Source organism: Clostridium prolinivorans (assembly GCF_004011155.1).
GTDB lineage: Bacteria > Bacillota > Clostridia > Clostridiales > Clostridiaceae > Clostridium_AT > Clostridium_AT prolinivorans.
In genome coordinates this window covers 1-3,213 of the sequence record NZ_RJWG01000032.1, presented here as the reverse complement: position 1 = coordinate 3,213, position 3,213 = coordinate 1, and the positions used below count along the sequence as shown (strand labels likewise).

Genomic DNA, 3,213 nt, shown 5'->3' with positions numbered 1-3,213 from the left:
AAAAGAATTGCTGGTTATTACCTTATTCTCTGTTTAATTTTCAAAGACCAATCATTTCGCCATCATCTGACAGCTTTTATAGTTTATCAAATTTAAATTGCTTTGTCAATAACTTTTTTTTATTTATTTTAAATTTTTTATAGTACTTATTGTAAAATATAAAGTGCTTAATTTAATCTAGTAAAAATAATAATCCAAGCTTAAAAATATTTTTGCATAAGCATAAAAGATTATTATTTTACCAGATGATATCATTAACCTTTTAAGTTAAATTTTTATATACTCTTAATAATTATAACTTTTTAAATTAAATATTTAATTCTTTTATAATAAGCACTATTTAGCTCAAAAATAGAATAAATATGTAAAAAGTAATATGTATGATTCTATATATTTTATAATAGAAAATTTATAAACAGAAAAAATAATTTCAACTATAATAAAATATAATTAATTATTCCTTCTTGAAAGCATATTAACTTAATCATACTAACATGATTAATCTATATTATAATTTAATATTACATCATATTCTTTTTTTAAGTTTTCAGTTATTTCAGCAAATTTATAGCTCTGTCTTTCGTTGAGCAATTCATTTTTTATTATTAAATAAACTTCTTCAAGGGATTTTATACTACCTATATTTTTATTTTCTACTTTAATTAAATGATAGCCAAATTGTGTTTTTACTGGTTCACTCACTACCCCAACTGGTAATTCAAAAGCAGTTTTTTCAAATTCAGGAACCATCTTACCTTTTGTAAAACTACCTAAATTCCCACCATATTCTTTAGAAGGACAAGTAGAATATTTAATTGCAGCCGCTTCAAAATTCATACCATTATCTATTTTATTTTTAATTTCTTCTGCCTCATCTAAAGTATTTACTAATATATGTCTTGCTGTAACACTGTCTTCTTCTTTAAATAAATGTTTATTAGCTTCATAATATTTTTTTATTTCTTCATCAGTTACATTTACATCTGAAAGAAGTTTATTTATAGCAGTTTGAGTTAAAATTTCTTTTTTTGCATTTTCAAGTCTTTTAATATACTCTTCATCTTTCTCTATTTCATTATCTTTAGCATAATTATAAATAAGTTCAAAAGAAATTATTTGATTTAAAAGCTGACTTTTTCCTTGTTCATTCATAAAATATGATTGTCTTTCTTTGGGAAATCTTGAAATTATCTCATCTAAATCCTTCTGTGTTATATTTTGACCATTTACTACAGCCAATACATTATTGTCCATATTATTTCTCCTTTTAGCTTATACTTATAAAATATTTATAATAATATATGATGATTATCTCACAAAAGTCTTTTTATTAAATATTGAACATTATATATAGATGTAATAGAAATTTATAATACCATCAATATATATAGCAAAATTTAGTTTACAACTTATTAATGAGTTAATCATATAATAATATAATAACATATATAAAATTAATAATCATCAAAAAAATATATAAGATACAAAAATCTCTATTTTAAAAAAAGATTTTTGTATCTTTATCAATAGCATTTAATATATCTAATTATCCAATTATCTATTTGTCTATTTTTTGATACATACATTTAGCTAGTTATTTTAGCAAAGAGTGAATTTCATTTTTTAAATTTTTAATTTTTTGTTCAATAATATGAATTACCCTAACGAATTCTTCATCATCTTTCCCAGTTGGATCTGTAATTCCCCAGTCTTCTCTATATTTACATGGTAAAAATGGGCATTGTACATTGCATCCCATAGTTACAACAACATCAACTGGAGGAATTTCTTCTAGAAGCTTTGGTTTTTGTGTTTTTTCCATATCAATACCATAAATCTCTTTCATAAGACGTACTGCATCTTGATTAATTTTTTGTTTTATTTCTGTTCCCGCAGAATAACTTTCAAACACATCTGAAGCAAAATGCTTCCCAAGAGCTTCTGCAATCTGACTTCTACATGAATTATGAACACAGATAAAGGCAACTTTGGGTAACATAATTTATAATCTCCTTTTTTAATTTTAACCTTTTTATAAAAACTTTATTTTCTTTATCCTATTACTTTTTTTAATATTTCAATAATTTCTTCTGTTTTTAAAACTTTTCCATAGGAAACTACTTTACCGTCTATAACTAACGCAGGTGTCGTCATAACTCCATATGAAGCAATCTGTGCAAAATCTCTCACATGCTCAATAGCAGTATCTATTCCAAGTTTTTTTAATGCATCTTTTGTTGCTTCTTCCAACTGATTGCATTTACTGCATCCAGAGCCAAGTATTTTTACAGATATCCCTTCCTTCTTTATCATCTCTTTAAAATCCATAGTCTCTGAATTAGAGTTAACACCAGAGTCGCTTTCATTTTCATCCACTTTAGAAGTCTTTAATTTATATACTTTTTCAAAATCACAACTTGACTTTATTTTTTCTTTCTTATTTTTAAAATTAAATAATGACATAATAAATTCCTCCTAAAATTTATACAAACAAATATTAAAAGTATATTAATATTCTAATCTGCATGGCTTTATTTGCAAGAGCAGTTCTGCTTAGTATTATATAGTTTAGTAATTTTATCAAGAAGTTCTTTAGCATAGGCACTACCTTCTTCATTTATAGAATAATATGTCCATTTTCCTTCTTTTCTGGCATTAACAATACCTGAATCACACAATATTTTCATATGATGGGACAAAGTAGACTGAACAATATTCAAACTTTCTAATAACTTACAAGCACATTTTTCACCTGTTTGCAATAATTCCAAAATCATAAGACGATTTTCATCACAAAATGCTTTAAAGACATTTGCATTTTTTTCATATTCACTCATTTGCACTTTATCACCTCATATCTATATTGTTCGATATAACTAATTATATTATTTGTATCGATAAACGTCAATGTATTCTTTGTATTTATTAAAAATAAATTATATACATAGTATTTATTAAAAATAAATTATATACCTATTATCATTACATATATTAATCTTTATATGCTTAATTTATCAAATATATTTAATATAATCTATAAATTTATTTTTTACGTTTGCAAAAGTTAAAAATAAATCCACAAAAATAAATCCAGTAAAAAGCAGAAAATACTTTTTACTGGATTTATTTATAAAACAAAATTTAGATTGGTGGCCAGACCAGGAATCGAACCAGGGACACGAGGATTTTCAGTCCTCTGCTCTACCGACTGAG

4 protein-coding genes are annotated in these 3,213 nt (G+C 24.3%); all 4 read right to left on the bottom strand.

The annotated features are described in order from the left end of the window. Positions 1-498: 498 nt before the first annotated feature. The 4 genes from EGD97_RS12080 to EGD97_RS12065 all read right to left on the bottom strand — a co-directional run bounded on the left by EGD97_RS12080 (position 499) and on the right by EGD97_RS12065 (position 2,837). Positions 499-1,254 carry a peptidylprolyl isomerase gene (locus EGD97_RS12080; protein ID WP_127837547.1) on the bottom strand — a complete coding sequence of 252 codons (756 nt, stop codon included), beginning with the start codon at positions 1,252-1,254 and terminating at the stop codon, positions 499-501. 340 nt (positions 1,255-1,594) lie between these two features. Next, complete coding sequence (locus EGD97_RS12075; RefSeq protein ID WP_127837546.1) at positions 1,595-1,999, bottom strand: arsenate reductase ArsC; 405 nt, start codon at positions 1,997-1,999, stop codon at positions 1,595-1,597. A gap of 53 nt (positions 2,000-2,052) precedes the next feature. After that, positions 2,053-2,328 (bottom strand): thioredoxin family protein, encoded by a 276-nt coding sequence (locus EGD97_RS12070; RefSeq protein ID WP_407643159.1) that lies wholly within the window; start codon positions 2,326-2,328, stop codon positions 2,053-2,055. A gap of 203 nt (positions 2,329-2,531) precedes the next feature. After that, positions 2,532-2,837, bottom strand: a complete 306-nt coding sequence (locus tag EGD97_RS12065; protein ID WP_078683331.1) for an ArsR/SmtB family transcription factor — start codon at positions 2,835-2,837, stop codon at positions 2,532-2,534. Between the last annotated feature and the right edge of the window lie 376 nt (positions 2,838-3,213).